Consider the following 16,273-nt stretch of genomic DNA (forward strand, 5'->3'; position numbering starts at 1 on the left):
TTTTAGAAAAATGAACGTAAGTAATTGTGGATAATGGTATTATTGCCATCCGCAAATACAAATAACTTAATGAAGAATTTTCTGGACGACAATTTCTTGCTCAGTACCAAAACGGCACAGACTTTATATCACGATTACGCTGCCGATAAACCTATCATAGATTACCATTGCCATTTACCTCAGGCCGAAATAGCCGGCGATAAACAATTTGAAAACATCACTGATATATGGCTTAAAGGCGATCATTATAAATGGCGCGCCATGCGTGCTAATGGTATTAACGAAGCATTTATAACCGGAAATAAAAGCGACAGGGAGAAGTTTGAAATGTGGGCCGCAACCGTGCCTTACACGCTGCGCAACCCTTTATTTCACTGGACGCATCTGGAATTGCAGCGCTACTTTGGAATTAAAGAGATTTTGTCGCCTGCAACTGCCGGGAGAATATATGATGAGTGTACAGAGAAACTGCAATCGCCTGAATTTAGTGTGCGCAGCCTGCTTAAAAAGAATAAGGTTGAGGTAGTAGGTACAACGGACGATCCGTTAGATAACCTGGCAGATCATATAAAAATTAAACAGGATAATTTTGAAGTAAAGGTACTGCCTTCATTTCGCCCTGATAAAGCCATGAATCCGGATAGCGTTATAGGGCTAAACGAATATATTGATAAGCTGGAAAATGTTTCTGATACCAATATATCGAGTCTTGACGAATATCTGTCTGCCTTAAAATCGCGCCATGATTTTTTTGCAGCTAATGGCAGCAAGTTATCAGACCACGGTTTAGACTACGTTTATGCTGCTGATTATACCGATGCTGAAATAGCCGCTATATTTAAAAAAATAAGAAACCGGAGCGCGATCACCGCTGATGAAAATTTAAAATTTAAGTCGGCCCTGCTTTATCAGTTTGCTTTGTGGGATCATGAAAAAGGATGGGTGCAGCAGTATCACGTAGGCGCATTGCGTAACAACAATACACGCGCCCTTGCCACTTTAGGGCCTGATACCGGATGGGATTCCATAGGCGACTTTACACACGCAAAAAGCTTATCCAAATTTCTGGATAAACTGGATACTGATAACCGTTTGGCCAAAACTATTTTGTATAACAATAATCCGGTTAATAACGATCTGTTTGCTTCAATGGCAGGCAATTTTAATGATGGATCTGTAGCGGGAAAAGTACAGTTTGGTTCTGCCTGGTGGTTTATGGATCAAAAAGAAGGAATGATCAATCAATTAAACTCCTTATCAAACATCGGTTTATTGAGCCGTATGGTGGGCATGCTTACAGATTCGCGCAGTTTTATGTCGTTCCCACGGCACGAATATTTTAGGAGGATACTATGCAATCTGTTAGGTAACGACATTGAAAACGGCGAGTTACCGAATGATATAGCCTGGACGGGTAAGATAGTGGAGGATATTTGCTACAACAATGCCCGCCAGTACTTCGGCTTTTACGAATAAGCTTGCCTTATTTATTCGTAACGTTCTTGTTTTTTCAATTCATTAAATGATTTGGCGGACTATTTGATATAGTACTGTTAAATCATTTACTGTTATGAATAGCATTAACCAACAACAACCCGAAGACAACCATAAAGACCTTACAGGTCCGGAAGCTGTTAAAAAATTTAAAGAGCTTGCAGATAAAGCCACCTGCTTTTTTTGCAGCAACATCAAAACCGGCATCCCTTTTTCAACACGCCCTATGGCCGTACAGCAGATTGATGATGAAGGCAACTTCTGGTTTTTATTTGCTAATGATAGCCACACTTATAAAGAAATAACCGCCGACCCATTTGTGCATATGTTGTTTAAAGGATCTGAGCATTCTGATTTCCTAAATATTTACGGCATGGCGACAGCAAACGCTGACAAGGCTAAAATTGCTGAACTTTGGGACCCACTGATGAAAACCTGGTTTACCGAAGGACAGGATGATCCGCGCATTGCTGTATTAAAGGTAGAGCCATCTGAAGGTTATTATTGGGATAACAAACACGGTAACGCCGTAGCATTTGTAAAGATGTTAGTAGGCGCAGCCATTGGTAAAACACTGGATGATTCTGTAGAGGGAAAAGTAGAAGTGTAATAGCATAATTTTCTCTAATGAGACGAATTTCGCGAATTAGCATTTTTGCTGATTCGTGAAATTTAGTGGATCTTTTTATTTACCGAGGTAAAATCTATCCTTCCGTTTTTGCTTATCTTACCTTTTTTAAACAGCGTATATTTTTGAGTGCTGGTTTCCTTAATGTTTCCCATGCTATCGCAAGCTGAACTTTTGATAGAATCAGCCGAGAAAATAGTTAAGTCGGTTTTAATTTGTATAAATTCAGTGCATTCAAAACCGCAATCAGACCCACATTGCCCTACACTCATGTATTCTTTCTTGATAAATTTTCCGGTCTTTGTAAATGTAGCTAAAACAGGCACATGTATTTCGGCAGGCTCCAGCCAAATTAGTTTATAAGTACCCGTTGTATCGGTTAGCATTCCATAAGCATAAAGCTCATTTGGATATTCTGATTTAACGAAGATATTATCCTCGCCGGTTAATTTACGTTGCTTCGATACATCTATCTCTAATGTATTAATACTTAACGGAAGTGATAGCAATTTAAATTTGGCCTTGAATTTTTTAAAAGAATTTTCGTTTTGGTCGCCGTCTGTTAACGACAAAGTGTTTTTTGTAGAATTACGTGCTTTTAACCGGTTTGAATCCGCTTGGCACCCATGTAAAATAAATGCAGTTATTAAAAGAGTTAATACTTTAACGGAATACATAGTATTGTTTAAATAACTCCAATTTTCTTCAGTTCTACTTCCATTTGTTGCTGAATGGCAAGCGCTTCTGCTCTTGCCGCATCAGCAAAGTCCTCGCCGTTACTGGCGTAAATTATTCCGCGCGAGGAATTGACAAGCAAACCACAATCTTTTGTTATTCCGTATTGGCAAACATCCTGTAAACTTCCACCTTGTGCACCAACGCCGGGTACCAATAAAAAGTTATCAGGTGCGTGTTTGCGTATCTCGGCAAACTCGGTGCTTTTGGTTGCGCCTACTACGTACATCAATCTATCTGCACCTGCCCAGGTATTGGCCTTTTTTATTACGGTTTCATACAAATGGCCGTCATCGGTTGGTAAATACTGAAAATCTTTACTGCCCACAGACGAAGTAAGCGCGAGTATGATAATCCATTTGCCCTCATATTTAAGGTACGGTGTAATACTATCATTACCCATATAAGGAGTAACTGTTATCGCGTCGAAACTCATTCCGGATGAGGCCTCATCTAAGAATGCTTGCGCGTATTTATCAGATGTATTGCCAATGTCGCCACGCTTGGCATCAATAATACTAATACAATCTTTAGGTAGATATTCCCACGTCGCTATAAGGCTTTGCAGGCCCTTAACACCACGGCACTCATAAAAAGCAGAATTGGGTTTATAAGCCACACACAGATCTTTTGTAGCATCAATAATGCGCTTGTTAAACTCAAATATCGGGTCGGGGTAGGAGAGCAGAAAGGAAGGTATCTTTTCAATATCGGTATCAAGGCCAACGCATAAAAAAGATTTTTTTTGCTTTATCTGGTTTATCAGTTCCTGGCGCGAGATCATATATACGGCTATTATGTATTTATCTGTTCGCCAAAAAAACTAAAAAATAGATTAAGTGTTATCCTATTGTACATATTTTTTTAAAAAGTTTGTTTTTTAAAATTAATTAATTAGAATTGCACTGTTTTCCTGAATTTTTCTTGCACTAAAGAAACAAGTTTAAATCCCACAATTTGATATTACTTTAAATACTTTGGGTTTTAACGTTGAAAGTCAAGCTGCAGTTTAAATTTCTTAGTTAATACTCTATTATTTGCTTACAAGCTACTTCATTATTTTATTACAAAACAACCGTGGCGTTGGTTACTTATGGTAACACCCGCAAATAATACAAACACACAACGTAAAATCCCCTTGAATTAAATTCATTTATGTTTGATACCACTGAATTGAACGACAAGCTCGTATCTGAGCTGCGCGAAATTGCAAAAAGTTTAGGTATAGCCGATGCTGATGAGCTTAGGAAACCCCAGTTAATAACCGGCATTGCCGAGATGCAGCAGCTTATTGAAGCAGCGCGTTCGCAACAGGCTGCCGTAGAGAATAACTATACGCCTGTTAATGCACCGGCTAATGATGATGCTGACGGTAAGCCGCGTAAAAGAAGCCGCGTTGTTAAAGGCGCAAAACCTCGTGTGGAAGTTCCATTGGATGATACTAATTTATTTGAAGTAGAAGAAGATGCACCCGCCGAAGATAACGAACCGGAAGTAAGCAGCCCAGTTGTGCAGGAGTTTGAAACGGCTCCGCAACCACCTGAAGAAGCTGCAGATACACGCCCGCAGAAGTTTGATCGCAGGGTAAATAACCAGCAAAAGCAACAAGAGCCCGCAATAAATCTAGATTTTGACAATGTTATAGTTAACGAAGGTGTTTTAGAGATCATGCCTGATGGTTATGGTTTCCTACGCTCTTCAGATTATAACTATTTAACCTCTCCTGATGATATTTATGTATCACAATCGCAGATAAAGCTTTTTGGGTTAAAAACCGGTGATACTGTACGTGGCAGCATCCGCCCGCCAAAAGAAGGCGAGAAGTATTTTCCGCTGGTAAGGGTTGAGGCTATTAATGGCCGCATACCTGCCGAGGTGCGCGACCGCGTTCCTTTTGATCACTTAACACCTTTGTTCCCATCAGAGCGATTGAATTTATTTACTGATCCGGGTAACTACTCAACCCGTATAATGGACCTTTTTTCGCCGATAGGTAAGGGGCAGCGTGGTTTAATTGTGGCGCAACCTAAAACAGGTAAAACTATGCTGTTAAAGGACGTTGCTAACGCCATCGCCAAAAATCATCCCGAGGTATATCTTATCATTCTTTTGATTGATGAGCGCCCGGAGGAGGTAACCGATATGGCTCGCAGTGTACGCGCAGAAGTGGTGTCGTCAACCTTTGATGAACCGGCTGAGCGCCACGTAAAAATTGCCAACATAGTTCTTGAAAAAGCTAAGCGCATGGTTGAGTGCGGCCACGATGTGGTTATCCTGTTGGATTCTATCACTCGTTTAGCGCGTGCTTACAATACTGTGGCCCCGGCATCCGGTAAAATATTATCAGGTGGTGTTGATGCTAACGCGCTGCACAAGCCAAAACGCTTTTTTGGTGCGGCACGTAATATTGAAGATGGTGGCTCATTAACAATTATCGCCACTGCCTTAACAGAAACCGGCTCTAAAATGGACGAGGTGATCTTTGAAGAATTTAAAGGTACCGGTAACATGGAGCTTCAACTGGATAGAAAATTATCTAACAAACGTATATTCCCGGCTATTGATATTACAGCATCAAGCACCCGTCGTGACGATTTGCTGTTGGAGCGCGATACGCTTCAACGGATCTGGATATTGCGGAATCACCTTGCTGATATGAACTCGTTAGAGGCAATGGAGTTCTTGCAAAGCCAGATAAAAGGCACAAAATCAAACGAGGAATTCCTTATTTCCATGAATTCTTAATAAATTTGAGATGAAGTGATCGGTTGATCCGTAGTTAGAGGTTAGTTAAAAATATAACTAACCTCTAATGTACTAATCACTAATCAACTATCGTTAAGTTAACAATTTATTAAGGTATTACCCCTACCTTAGCCGCATAATGAGGAAACGAGTTAGAAAGCATATTCCCAATTTTATTACCTGCGCAAATTTGTTCAGTGGCTGTGTAGGGATAGTTTTTGCTTTTCAGGGAGAACTGATATATGCTGCTTATGCCTTGTTTTTAGCCGCCATATTTGATTTTTTTGACGGCTTTGCCTCAAGGGTTTTAAAATCATTTTCGGGCATTGGGAAAGACCTTGATTCCCTTGCTGATATGGTAAGTTTTGGAGTATTGCCATCTGTAATACTTTACCAATTGTTTTTACAGGCCCCGCAAATTGATAAGGTAAGTACCTATTTAAATTTCTCGGCGTTTCTTATCCCGGTATTTTCTGCGCTCAGGCTGGCAAAATTTAATACGGATACCCGGCAGGCCGAAATATTTATAGGTTTGCCCACACCTGCCAATGCTATTCTAATAGCTTCTTTTCCACTTATTCTGCAACAGTATCCTTCGCTATCTAAGTACATACTTAATCCTTACGGGCTTACGGTATTTATTATTGTTATGTGCGCGTTACTGGTTATGGAAATGCCGCTTATGTCGCTTAAATTTAAGAACCGCGATTTCAACAGAAATATTTACCGTTATTTACTGCTACTCTTCTCGGCAATATTGATACTATTTTTTAAATTTGTCGCTGTTCCGGTGGTTATTTTTATTTACATCACCTTATCTATAATTCAATTTAAATTTGCAAATGATAAAGTTCCAGGCTGAAATTGACGTAATGCCAAAAAAAGAAATTCTTGACCCGCAAGGAAAAGCGGTTACAGGAAGCATGAAAAATTTAGGATTATCCGAAATTCAGAATGTACGCATCGGCAAACATATCTCATTGCAAATTGAAGCCGAAAATGAACAGGCTGCCCACGCTAAGGTTGACCAGGCATGCAAAAACTTGCTGGCAAATTTAATAATGGAAAGCTACAGCTTTAAATTAGAGCAGGTTTAGGCTCCCGCGTCAGCTTTTATTTTCAGAAGTTTCTCTGTGTTTTCGGCCATGTTGGCCTTAACCTGGTTGTATTGCGCAAGTACTTCGGTTACGTTAGGCGTGCCGCTTTTGCAGCTTAACTCAACTTTATGAATAAGTGCCTGGCTCTCCAGCATCCCAAAAAAACCAAGTGTTGATTTCATTTTATGTGCTGCCGCGCCGGCTGTTGGCCAGTCTTGTACATTTATGGCGTCAATTACCTGTTGTAAAGATTCCGGAGTTTGTTGCAGGAACATTTCTATAGAGTCAACAATAAATTCGTCGCTGCCATCGGCTATCTCCAATAACAATGATAGGTCAAAATCTGGTCCGGAAGGGTATTCTGTCATATAAAAGGTTAATATTTCAAATTTATAATTTTTTTACTACCAAACTGTCTGTCAGTTGGTTTTTCAATTCCAACATCGTTTTGTTAAGTACAGGGTGAACAAGCCCGGGAGCTATCTCTGCAAGCGGCTCTAAGGTAAACCTTCTGTTTTGCAATTCAGGGTGAGGTATTTCTAAAGCATCTTGTTTAATAATCTCGTCATTATAAAACAAAATATCAATATCTATCAGCCTCGATCCCCATTTTTCATAACGTTTGCGCCCCATGCCGGTTTCTATCGCCAGTATTTCGTTAAGTACGTTAATTGCCGTTAGTCCGGTTTTTAAAAAAACAACCTGATTTAAGTAATCAGGCTCACCCGTCTTTCCCCATGCCTGTGTCTCGTATAAGGCCGATGTTTGCAATACTGCGCCAACTCTTTCACTTATCTGTGCAATAGCTGTTTGTAATAGCAATTGCCGGTCGCCAAGATTGCTTCCCAATAATAAAAAAACGTTATTCATTGTTGTAACAAATATAAGCGGCAAGGCTCTTAATAATAATTTAATACCTTGCCTTTTATTAAGTTTGCATAGTTATAGAATAATATTAAATGAAGCAATTTTTCAAGTTTGTATTGGCAACCATTGTTGGTGTAGTTTTATCGTTTTTTGTGCTGATACTGGTTTTCGCACTTGTTTTGGGCGGGATAATAGCATCTGCCGGGGGCGAAAAGAGTACTATGGTAGACAATAATTCTATACTTTATATCTCAATACAAAAGGCTATTGAAGAACGCACTCCTGATAACCCATTGGAAGGTTTAGAGTTTTTAGGGCTTGGCGGCGATAAGAGCATAGGTTTAAAGGATATCCTTGCCAACATTAAAAAGGCTAAAACAGACGATAAAATAAAAGGCATTTTTCTTGACGAAAGCTATATGCAATCCGGGCAGGCCACTACCGAGGAAATACGTAATGGCCTTATTGATTTTAAAAAATCGGGCAAATTTGTAGTTGCTTACAGCGAGATCTATACCAAAGGATTTTATTACCTGGCATCGGTAGCTGATAAGATCTACCTGAACCCTAAAGGTATGCTGGAGTTTGATGGTTTCAGTTCTGACGTGACTTTCTATAAGGGTGCTCTTGATAAATTAGGTATAGAGGCTCAGGTAATTAAGGTAGGCACCTATAAAAGCGCGGTTGAGCCCTATATCCTTACAAAAATGAGCGATGCCAACCGTTTACAGGTCAACTCCTATATCAATTCGCTATACAATCATTATTTAAACGGTATAAGTGTAAGTCGGAAGATAAATAAAGACTCATTATATAAATATGCTGATGACCTTTATATCAGAGAGCCTGAAGACGCGCTAAAATATAAATTGGTTGATGGCTTGAAATACAAGGATGAAATTATAGCCGAGCTAAAAAAACGTACTGGCACCAGTGCAAAAAATGATTTACACACTGTTGATGTGGTTGATTACACCAACGCACCCGTAGGCGATAAAGACGACGTATCATCTAACCGCATAGCGATGGTTTATGCATCGGGCGAAATTGCGGGTGGGGAAGGCAATGACAATAGCATTGGCTCAGAAACGCTGTCAAAAGCGCTCCGCAAAGTTCGGTTAGACGAGAAGGTTAAGGCCGTGGTGCTACGTATAAACTCGCCGGGAGGCAGTTCTTTAGCTTCTGATGTAATTTGGCGCGAGGTATTGTTAACACGAAAAGTAAAGCCCGTTATTGTTTCAATGGGCGACGTGGCAGCATCAGGCGGCTATTACATAGCTTGCGCGGCAGACTCTATTTACGCGCAGCCCAATACAGTAACCGGTTCAATAGGCATATTTGCCATACTGCCCAACATGCAGAAATTATTAAATGATAAGCTTGGGATAACGTTTGATAACGTAAAAACGGGCAAGTATGCAGACATGGGTTCTGTTGACAGGCCACTTACTGCTGATGAACGTGCCATACTACAGGCGCAGGTTAACCGTGGATATTTTGATTTTACAAAAGCCGTGGCAGACGGCCGACATAAAACGCGCGAATATATTGATAGCATTGGCCAGGGCCGTGTATGGACAGGCGAACAGGCCATAAAAATAGGTTTGGTAGACCGTTTAGGAAGTATCAATAATGCTGTTAAATCGGCAGCTAAAATGGCTAAGTTGAAGGATTATCGTGTGGTAGATTACCCTGATCAAAAAAGCGTATTGAAAAGCCTTAGTTCAAGTTTTAGTGCTAAAATTCGGGAAGATATGGTGAAGGAAGAATTGGGCGAACACTATGGCGTGTACAAACAAATAAAAGGGTTAACCCAAATGATGCGCGTACCCCAGGCGCGTATGTTCTATAATGTTGAAATAAGGTAGATTGCCCGTTTAAACAACAAAGGCACAAACAAAGCTATTGCCGTTATAGTTATGAACTAAGCGGCAGCTTTTGTACTTTTACTGCTTCAGCTAAATTATGGAAAACAAAGCCATTGCACGTAAACTCCGGTTGCTTTCGCAGCTGATGGAACTGCATGATGTTAATCCCTTTAAAATTAAATCAGTAGCTAACGCTGCTTTTAAGGTTGATAAACTGCCTTTTAAACTTGCCGATAAAAGCTATGCCGAATTGGAAAAGATAGACGGCATTGGTAAAAGCCTGGCTGCTAAAATTGTTGAGTTGTTAGAAACCGGCACCATGGCAGAAATGGACAGCCTTATCGATAACACCCCTGCAGGCGTTGTTGAAATGATGGGCATAAAAGGGATCGGTCCAAAAAAAGTTGCCGCCATATGGCGCGATATGGGCATTGAGACTGTCGGTGAGCTTTATTACGCCTGTAACGAAAATCGACTTATTGAAGCTAAAGGTTTCGGCTTAAAAACACAGGAAGATATACTTAAGGTGATAGAGTTTGTAATGGCAAGCCATGGCAAATTTTTATACGCGCAAGTGGAGCCTGAAGCAAAAGGGTTGATGGACGAGCTACGAAGTGTTTTTGATAACATTTTGATAGAATTTGCGGGTGAATACAGGCGGAAGTGCGAAATTATTAATGAATTGGTGATCGTATTGGGTACGCGCGATCCTGACATGACTGCGTGTACACTTTTAACTTCGTCGGCTTTACATAGTATAACCCGCGAGGGCGATTGTATTATCGCCCAAACCGCTAACGGCCTTAAAGTAAAAATACCTTGTGTTGAAAGACGCTATTTTTTTAGAACGCTATTCTTTGAAACGGGGAACGATGAGCATGTTGCCGCTGTCATGAAACGCGAGACCGAGGAATCCGATCAGCCGGAAAGTGAATTGCTTATTTATCAAAAGGCAGGTTTAGCGTACATGCAACCCGAACTGCGCGAAGGTGATACGTTTATAGAAAAAGCCGCTAATGATAAGCTTCCGCAATTAATTGGATTTGCCGATTTAAAAGGGTCTTTACACAACCATAGCACCTGGAGTGATGGTGTTAACACCATAGAGGAAATGGCTGCTTACTGTCGCGATACCATGCATCTGGAGTACCTGGGTATATCAGACCATAGCAAAAGCGCGGTGTATGCCAAAGGCTTGAGTATTGAGCGGGTTTTACAACAGCACGAAGAAATAGATCATTTTAATAAAAGTGCCGACGGCTTTTATGTGTTTAAAGGCATTGAGTCTGATATTTTGGGCGATGGTTCTTTAGACTACCCCGAGGAAATATTAAAGCGTTTTGATTTTATTGTCGCCTCTATCCATTCTAATTTAAAAATGGACGAAGAAAAAGCAACGGCAAGGTTAATAAAAGCGATAGAAAACCCATATACCACTATGCTGGGCCACCCAACCGGCAGGCTGCTTTTAAGCCGCAATGGTTATACAATTGATTATAAAAAAGTGATTGACGCCTGCGCCGCCAATAATGTGGTGATAGAGGTAAATGCCAACCCCTTGCGCTTAGATCTTGATTGGCGCTGGCACCAATATGCTTTGGATAAGGGCGTTTGGCTGTCCATTAATCCGGATGCGCACCGTAACGAGGGTTTTAACGATATGCAATACGGCGTATGGGCCGCGCGCAAAGGAGGTTTATATAAAGAAAGATGTTTAAATGCGCTTTCATTGCCTGAAATAAGCCGGTTCTTTAAAACCAAAATACTAACCGAAAACGCCATAAATGCTTAAGGACAAAGTACTTTCTGTACGCGATAGAGACATAAAGCCAACCATATTGGTTATAGGCGACCTGATGGTTGACCATTATATATGGGGCCAGGCTACCAGGCTTTCGCCCGAGGCGCCCGTGCCCGTTGTAAATGTTAAAAACGAATCAACCACGCTGGGCGGGGCCGGCAATGTAACCCAAAATTTAGTTTCGTTAGGCGCTGATGTGATCTTAGCCGGGATAGTTGGAGACGATATGCAGGGTACTCAGTTAAAAGAAATATTACAGGCAGAGCATGTTGCAACGGATTGTATAGTAACTGATAATAGCCGCCCTACAACAGTTAAAACAAGGGTATTGGCCGGTAGCCATCAATTGGTTAGGATAGACCGGGAAGTTACGGATGAGATCAGCCTTGAGGTGGAGGATGAACTGGCAGGCAAGATCATTAAAAGCATGGATGCTGCCGATATTGTTATCTTTTCTGATTACAATAAAGGAGTATTCTCGCAAGGTCTTACCCAAAGGTTGCTGCAAGCGGCCGGCAAAGCACAAAAGAAGGTAATTGTTGATCCTAAAGGATTAAACTATGCCAAATACAAAGGAGCCTACCTGATAAAGCCTAATCGTAAGGAACTGGCCGAGGCAGCCAAACTGGAAAAAATTGGGAATATAGGCGACTTACAGGAGGCAGCAAAAACAATTTTTGCCCAAACCCAAACAGATTACCTGGTGGTAACGCTATCAGAAGAAGGAATGGTTATTTTGACTGAGCTGGCTTATAAAGCGCTGCCGGTTAAAGCTACCGAGGTTTTTGACGTTACCGGCGCAGGCGATACCGTACTCGCTGCCATAGCCTATTTTCTGGCTGCCGGCTTTAGCGTAGAAGAGGCTTGTGAGGTATCTAACCATGCAGCGGCTATTGTAATCAGACAGGTGGGCAGCGCGTCGGCAACAATTGACGAAATATTGGCTGATATGGCCGGTTAATGATATCGTTACCACCTATCTAAGGCAAATTGACAGCAGAGGGTTTTTAAATACGTTTATGATGAGGACACAGTTAGAAAAAACCTTATTGGATAAGATAACAGATGCTACATCGCTTAAAAGAAAGCTGGCTGCGTGGCGCTTTCAGGATAAGAAGATAGTTTTTACTAACGGTGTTTTTGATCTGTTGCACACCGGGCATATAACTTACCTTACCAAGGCCGCAGAACTGGGCGAAAAGTTGGTAATCGGCTTAAATACCGATGCTTCCGTAAAACGTTTAAAGGGCCCTGACAGGCCGGTAAACGACGAGAATAGCAGAGCTTTACTGTTGGCTTCATTTTTTTTCGTTGATGCTATAGTTTTGTTTGATGATGATACGCCGCTGGGCCTGATCAATGACCTTAAGCCTAATATTTTGGTTAAAGGTGCCGATTATGCGATAGAAAATATAGTGGGGGCCAAAGAAGTAATTGCCAATGGCGGCGAAGTAAAAACTATCGATTTTGTTGAAGGTTTTTCATCAACATCCATTATCCAAAAGATCAAAGGCCATTAAAATCAAAGTTCAATAGCTTTATTGTTATATTTGGCTTTGTTATTTAATATGTTTAGCGAGCACTGCAACAAAATATTTGAACAGGTTATTACAGACTATCATCAATTCAATGATATAGACCATGTTCCGCAAAACCCATTTACTGCCAATACCATAGATCACTTGCTGTATGCCAAATGCTGGATAGATACCGCGCAATGGCACATGGAGGATGAGATACGCAATCCGTCAATAATACCCGAGGAGGCTGTACTGTGGAAGCGGAGAATAGATAAATCTAACCAGGACCGCACCGATATTGTAGAGGTTATTGATGATTATTTCTTCACTAAGTACCAGGACGCTAAGCCTAAGGCTACTGCCCGTTTCAATACCGAAAGTCCGGCAGGTGCCATTGATCGTCTTTCCATTTTATTATTGAAGATCTACCACATGCGCGAGGAAACTACACGTGCAAATATTGACGAGCAGCTACGCGAAAAGAACAATACCAAATTGGGTATACTTTTACAACAGCGCGAAGACCTTTCGTTAGCAATTGATGAACTATTAGAGGACATTGAAAAAGGGGATAAGTACATGAAAGTGTATCGCCAAATGAAAATGTATAATGATCCAACGCTTAATCCTGTTTTATACAATAAACAATAGATGACTACGCCCAGGCATTTACTGGTGATGCGCTTCTCTGCAATGGGCGATGTTGCCATGACAGTACCTGTTGTTAAAGCGTTATTGAACCAGTATCCTGATCTCACGGTTACTTTTGTTTCGCGCCCCGGTTTCAGCAGTTTCTTTTGTGATATCCCGCGCCTCAATTATTTTGCAGTTGATTTTAATTCAGAACATAAGGGCCTTCCCGGCCTTTTGCGGCTGTATAGCCAGCTTAAAAGTAAGGCAACTTACCATGTAGTGGCCAATCTTCACAATAATTTACGTTCAAACGTTTTAGGCTCATTATTTAAATTATCGGGGATAAAAGTTAAAACCGTAAATAAAGGCCGTGAGGAAAAGAAATTGCTTACCCGCTTCCCCGGTAAAGTTTTAAAGCCTTTAAAACGCACTACGCAGCGCTACGCGGATGTTTTTGCTGAGTTAGGATTTCCGGTTGAATTAGACTATCAGTTAAAAGGTGGGGCAAGCATTTTAACTGACGAAATAAAGCAAATAACGGGCGAGAAGGAGCAAGCATGGATAGGGATAACCCCCTTTGCACAACACATTGGCAAAACTTATCCAGAAGAAAAAATGGCGCAGGTGCTTCAATTGCTGCAACAGTATAAAGTAAAAGTATTTCTTTTTGGCGGCACTCCGCGAGATAAACAGATCTGTGAGATGTGGGAGCAAACATTTGCCAGTGTAACATCAACCGTGCATAAATTAAATATGCAACAGGAGTTAAAGTTGATAACCAATTTAAATGTGATGCTGAGTATGGATTCGGCAGGGATGCATTTAGCATCATTACAAGGGGTTCCGGCGGTATCGGTTTGGGGCGCAACACATCACTTTGCCGGGTTTTTAGGTTATGGTCAATCAGAAGAAAATATTGTTGCAGATGATATAGCCTGCAGGCCATGTTCTGTTTACGGCAATAAACCTTGTTTCAGAAAAGATTATGCATGTTTGCATAATATAACCCCCGATGTTATTGCAAATAAATTGCTCAAATTTGTATAATGACTAAACGTGTATTTCTTTTTTTCTTCTTATTTACAGTAACAACCGTAAGCTTAAAAGCGCAGGTTTTATATGGTGTACGCGTGGCGGGCGGCTTCGCTTATCAGCAGGTTAAAAGTTCAATTGTGCGTAGTACGGGTAGCAGTGTAAAAACCTTTAACGTATACGGGTTTGCGCAGATATCGTTGGTGGATGAGTTTTGGTTAAGCACAGCTTTAGGCATTGCCAACAAAGGCTCTGTTGTGTATGATGACGCGTTAACCACAACCACGCATTTAACCTACTTTGATATGCCCGTAAGCGTGCTCAGAAAATTTACGTTTAGCAACACGGGTGTGTTTTTTGTAGGCGCGGGGGGATACCTGTCAATGGGCTGGAAAGGGCGGCTTAATTACGAGACTCCCGGCAGCTATACTACGGATATTATTAAATATGGCAAAGAGAACGATGTTAAAAAATTTGATACCGGCCTTTATTTTTCAACTGGCTTTGAGTTGCGCAACCGACTGGTATTTAATGTGGGATATTCGATGGGTTTAAATAATATCGCATCATTGTCACAACAAGATAGCGGTACAAGTGTTGTAAAGAACAGGATATTTTCAGTTGGATTGGGGTATCTTATAAAATAATAAGTTATGAAAAAACTTGTCATTATACGGCACGCAAAGGCTACGCATGAAAGCGGCTATGTTGATTTTGAAAGACCACTTACCAGCGGAGGAATGCACGATGCAGCTATAATGGCCGGTCGTTTAAAAGAGAATAACCAGGCTCCGCAAATGCTGGTATCCAGTCCCGCGTTGCGTACTATAAGTACTGCAAATATCTTTTCACAGCATCTTAATATTCCTGCTGCCGAGGAGATAAAGGGCATTTATGAGGCTGATGTGGATGATCTGGTTGAAATAGTGTCAGAGCTTCCGGATAATTTAGACTGCATAGGCATGGTGGGCCATAACCCGGGCATAGGGCAATTACTTTATTATTTTAGCGGCGCTGCACATGATGTTCCTACCTGCGCTGTGGCTGTTATTGAGTTTGATGCAAGCGTATGGGCTTCAGTTACTTCAAACAGCGGGAAATTGATTTACTACGATTATCCTAAAAATATTTAGGATCCGGCAGCGCCACGGTTCTTCAATATTAATTCTGCTATAGCAATATCTTCGGGGAAAGTTATTTTAATATTTTGATGGTCACCTTCAACAAGGTGTATTTTAAACCCTGCAGATTCTACCACGCTCGCATCATCAGTAAAAGCATTATTATATGCCTGTAAATAAGCGGCCTTTAATTGCGCGTATTGAAATGTTTGCGGAGTTTGCACCAGATAGATCTCATCGCGTTTGAGGCTTACAGACGTGTCTCCTTTTAATTGTCTCACCGAATCACGGCTTTTAACTGCAACTATAGCATTCCCGCTTTCGGCTGCCTGCTGGTATGCTGTATCAATCAGCAAACTTAATATAAGCGGCCGTACGGCATCATGTACTGCAATAATGCTGTTAGTGTCGCTTATTATATCAAATGCTGCCTTAACCGAGTGAAAGCGCGTTTCGCCGCCACTAACTAAGGTATGTGGGATATCGAAGTTGTGCGTACTGCATAACTGTTTCCAATAATCGTGAAAATCGGTATGCAACGCTAAAATAAGTTGAGGTTTTGAAGCACTGTTGTAAAATGCAAGTAATGAATGCATTAAGATTGGTAAGCCGTTTACGGATAGAAACTGCTTGGGAATAGTTGTACCCATCCGCGTGCCAGAACCTCCGGCAACTACAATAGCGTAGTGGTTGGTGTCATTGGTCATTGGTCATTCGTCATTAAAGGTTTGA

At 41.1% G+C, this 16,273-nt stretch carries 18 protein-coding genes; 13 read left to right on the forward strand and 5 right to left on the reverse strand.

The window, feature by feature from the left end; all coding sequences use genetic code 11:
• The first annotated feature begins 69 nt into the window (after nucleotides 1–69).
• Both uxaC and ACFQZS_RS07480 read left to right on the forward strand, forming a co-directional pair.
• Entirely contained in the window at nucleotides 70–1,476 is a 1,407-nt protein-coding gene (uxaC, locus tag ACFQZS_RS07475; RefSeq protein ID WP_377098814.1) for a glucuronate isomerase, read from the forward strand.
• A 94-nt stretch (nucleotides 1,477–1,570) separates the two neighbouring features.
• Nucleotides 1,571–2,104, forward strand: coding sequence for a pyridoxamine 5'-phosphate oxidase family protein (locus ACFQZS_RS07480; RefSeq protein ID WP_377098816.1), 534 nt, complete (start codon nucleotides 1,571–1,573; stop codon nucleotides 2,102–2,104).
• Between the two features lie 62 nt (nucleotides 2,105–2,166).
• Here ACFQZS_RS07480 and ACFQZS_RS07485 read toward each other — a convergent pair whose 3' ends face one another.
• Both ACFQZS_RS07485 and pyrF read right to left on the reverse strand, forming a co-directional pair.
• On the reverse strand, nucleotides 2,167–2,694 hold the full coding sequence (locus tag ACFQZS_RS07485) for a hypothetical protein (RefSeq protein ID WP_377098817.1): 528 nt from the start codon (nucleotides 2,692–2,694) through the stop codon (nucleotides 2,167–2,169).
• Between the two features lie 113 nt (nucleotides 2,695–2,807).
• Nucleotides 2,808–3,638: an orotidine-5'-phosphate decarboxylase gene (gene pyrF, locus ACFQZS_RS07490; RefSeq protein ID WP_377099619.1), complete on the reverse strand. Its 831-nt coding sequence runs from the start codon at nucleotides 3,636–3,638 to the stop codon at nucleotides 2,808–2,810.
• A 374-nt stretch (nucleotides 3,639–4,012) separates the two neighbouring features.
• On the opposite strand from pyrF, the gene rho reads away from it, so the two are divergent.
• From rho to purS, 3 genes are all read left to right on the forward strand, one after another.
• Nucleotides 4,013–5,602, forward strand: coding sequence for a transcription termination factor Rho (rho, locus tag ACFQZS_RS07495; protein ID WP_377098819.1), 1,590 nt, complete (start codon nucleotides 4,013–4,015; stop codon nucleotides 5,600–5,602).
• A 139-nt stretch (nucleotides 5,603–5,741) separates the two neighbouring features.
• Nucleotides 5,742–6,464 (forward strand): CDP-alcohol phosphatidyltransferase family protein, encoded by a 723-nt coding sequence (locus tag ACFQZS_RS07500; protein WP_377098821.1) that lies wholly within the window; start codon nucleotides 5,742–5,744, stop codon nucleotides 6,462–6,464.
• A complete protein-coding gene (gene purS / locus ACFQZS_RS07505) occupies nucleotides 6,445–6,699 on the forward strand; it encodes a phosphoribosylformylglycinamidine synthase subunit PurS (RefSeq protein ID WP_377098824.1) in 255 nt (84 codons plus the stop codon). Before ACFQZS_RS07500 ends, purS begins: the two co-directional genes overlap by 20 nt.
• On the opposite strand, the gene ACFQZS_RS07510 is transcribed toward purS, so the two are convergent.
• Nucleotides 6,696–7,067 (reverse strand): Hpt domain-containing protein, encoded by a 372-nt coding sequence (locus ACFQZS_RS07510; protein ID WP_377098826.1) that lies wholly within the window; start codon nucleotides 7,065–7,067, stop codon nucleotides 6,696–6,698. The genes purS and ACFQZS_RS07510 overlap by 4 nt on opposite strands.
• 22 nt (nucleotides 7,068–7,089) lie before the next feature.
• Nucleotides 7,090–7,569 carry a 2-amino-4-hydroxy-6-hydroxymethyldihydropteridine diphosphokinase gene (gene folK / locus ACFQZS_RS07515; protein WP_377098828.1) on the reverse strand — a complete coding sequence of 160 codons (480 nt, stop codon included), beginning with the start codon at nucleotides 7,567–7,569 and terminating at the stop codon, nucleotides 7,090–7,092.
• Between the two features lie 89 nt (nucleotides 7,570–7,658).
• Between folK and sppA the strand changes: the two genes are divergently transcribed.
• The 8 genes from sppA to ACFQZS_RS07555 all read left to right on the forward strand — a co-directional run bounded on the left by sppA (nucleotide 7,659) and on the right by ACFQZS_RS07555 (nucleotide 15,553).
• Nucleotides 7,659–9,434 (forward strand): signal peptide peptidase SppA, encoded by a 1,776-nt coding sequence (gene sppA, locus ACFQZS_RS07520; protein WP_377098830.1) that lies wholly within the window; start codon nucleotides 7,659–7,661, stop codon nucleotides 9,432–9,434.
• 97 nt (nucleotides 9,435–9,531) lie between these two features.
• Nucleotides 9,532–11,226 carry a helix-hairpin-helix domain-containing protein gene (locus tag ACFQZS_RS07525; protein WP_377098831.1) on the forward strand — a complete coding sequence of 565 codons (1,695 nt, stop codon included), beginning with the start codon at nucleotides 9,532–9,534 and terminating at the stop codon, nucleotides 11,224–11,226.
• Entirely contained in the window at nucleotides 11,219–12,196 is a 978-nt protein-coding gene (gene rfaE1 / locus ACFQZS_RS07530; protein ID WP_377098833.1) for a D-glycero-beta-D-manno-heptose-7-phosphate kinase, read from the forward strand. Before ACFQZS_RS07525 ends, rfaE1 begins: the two co-directional genes overlap by 8 nt.
• Complete coding sequence (rfaE2, locus tag ACFQZS_RS07535; protein ID WP_377098835.1) at nucleotides 12,165–12,755, forward strand: D-glycero-beta-D-manno-heptose 1-phosphate adenylyltransferase; 591 nt, start codon at nucleotides 12,165–12,167, stop codon at nucleotides 12,753–12,755. Before rfaE1 ends, rfaE2 begins: the two co-directional genes overlap by 32 nt.
• 48 nt (nucleotides 12,756–12,803) lie before the next feature.
• Entirely contained in the window at nucleotides 12,804–13,406 is a 603-nt protein-coding gene (locus ACFQZS_RS07540; protein WP_377098836.1) for a DUF4254 domain-containing protein, read from the forward strand.
• The gene (locus tag ACFQZS_RS07545; RefSeq protein ID WP_377098838.1) at nucleotides 13,407–14,435 is read left to right on the forward strand and encodes a glycosyltransferase family 9 protein; all 1,029 of its coding nucleotides are present in this window, start codon (nucleotides 13,407–13,409) and stop codon (nucleotides 14,433–14,435) included.
• Entirely contained in the window at nucleotides 14,435–15,067 is a 633-nt protein-coding gene (locus ACFQZS_RS07550; protein ID WP_377098840.1) for a porin family protein, read from the forward strand. The genes ACFQZS_RS07545 and ACFQZS_RS07550 overlap by 1 nt, the downstream gene beginning before the upstream one ends.
• Nucleotides 15,068–15,073: 6 nt before the next feature.
• Nucleotides 15,074–15,553 (forward strand): SixA phosphatase family protein, encoded by a 480-nt coding sequence (locus ACFQZS_RS07555; protein WP_377098842.1) that lies wholly within the window; start codon nucleotides 15,074–15,076, stop codon nucleotides 15,551–15,553.
• Here ACFQZS_RS07555 and ACFQZS_RS07560 read toward each other — a convergent pair.
• Nucleotides 15,550–16,248 (reverse strand): 2-C-methyl-D-erythritol 4-phosphate cytidylyltransferase, encoded by a 699-nt coding sequence (locus ACFQZS_RS07560; protein WP_377098844.1) that lies wholly within the window; start codon nucleotides 16,246–16,248, stop codon nucleotides 15,550–15,552. The two genes, ACFQZS_RS07555 and ACFQZS_RS07560, sit on opposite strands and share 4 nt — an antisense overlap.
• Between the last annotated feature and the right edge of the window lie 25 nt (nucleotides 16,249–16,273).

Origin of the sequence: Mucilaginibacter calamicampi (genome assembly GCF_042676765.1) — a bacterium.
Lineage (GTDB): Bacteria > Bacteroidota > Bacteroidia > Sphingobacteriales > Sphingobacteriaceae > Mucilaginibacter > Mucilaginibacter calamicampi.